General features: G+C 39.5%; 2 protein-coding genes and 1 pseudogene. 1 reads left to right on the top strand and 2 read right to left on the bottom strand.

The window, feature by feature from the left end:
* Together L5M17_RS22880 and L5M17_RS22875 are read right to left on the bottom strand one after the other, a co-directional pair.
* Positions 1–142: pseudogene (locus L5M17_RS22880) on the bottom strand (IS4 family transposase); the annotation flags it as partial.
* A gap of 76 nt (positions 143–218) precedes the next feature.
* Positions 219–836 (bottom strand): adenylate/guanylate cyclase domain-containing protein, encoded by a 618-nt coding sequence (locus L5M17_RS22875; RefSeq protein ID WP_263149287.1) that lies wholly within the window; start codon positions 834–836, stop codon positions 219–221.
* Here L5M17_RS22875 and L5M17_RS22870 point away from each other — a divergent pair.
* Positions 825–971 (top strand): helix-turn-helix domain-containing protein (locus L5M17_RS22870; protein WP_263148938.1); only part of this gene is annotated, 147 nt, incomplete at its 3' end. The genes L5M17_RS22875 and L5M17_RS22870 overlap by 12 nt on opposite strands.

Here is a 971-nt window from a genome sequence, read left to right as displayed (position 1 = left end):
AATTTCGACCTAACTCAGTCAAGGTCAGTGTCTTACATTCAATCAGTGCCTTAGAGGCCAGCATCAAGCTGTTTAATCGTTTTAGGTGAAGTTCTGGGCAGTATTGGTGTAAAGAATGTTGTAGGATATTGGCTTCGCGCATCTTGTTGTCCAAGTGTAGTTTTTGGCGAAACCATTTGATCATGCAACAAGATGCGCTTCCACCCTAATTTGATGATTTATTTGTAAATCATCAGGGGATTCTTCAGTACTAGGCTGCGGTAAAACTCCTTTTCGTCACCTTGCCTAATGGCACCAGACTTAGTTATGAGCATCTTGCCGTAATCAATGCCTATTCCAGCACTAAACTCAAATGATTTAATTCTATTATTCAGAATGTGCTTACAAACGCTATTCATCAGAATTGCTGTATCTACAGCTTTTGTAAAGCAGTCTTGCTTATCAAATACAACCATTACCCTGTCGCCAATAATATTCCTAACGTGACCTCCGTAATAACGAGCACATGCAAGCATTGTTCTTACGAAACTGGAATAAATCTTAGCTAGAGTTTTAGGTTTTCTCTCAGCGCTAATTTTTGCTGATCCTCGAATATCGACGTATAAAACACAGCTTTCAAGGCGTTTACACTTCTTCTTTTGCGTATCGAGATTATCATAAGTTATGTTGGTGTCTGAGAATGATGGAACGAAGTTAGTTTCTATAATCTCAACTTCAAAATCCCAGAATTCAGATAATAACTGCGACACTCTAATCGAGGTGTAGAAGAAGCCAACTGCTGAAAAGTGGTACGCTTTATCTCGCCAAAGTAAAAGAGTATCACCATGAATTATCAACAGTTGACCGAAGCAAGACGATACCAGATTTCCGTGCTGTTAGAACAGGGCTTTTCGATAGCACACATAGCTAAATGCATTGATTGTCATCGCTCTAGTGTCTATAGGGAAGTTAAACGATGCCAAGGGCAATCA

This window comes from Shewanella sp. SW24 (assembly GCF_025653395.1).
Lineage (GTDB): Bacteria > Pseudomonadota > Gammaproteobacteria > Enterobacterales > Shewanellaceae > Shewanella > Shewanella oncorhynchi.
The sequence above is the reverse complement of the archived record's forward strand: the minus strand, read 5'-3'. Positions and strand labels throughout refer to the sequence as shown.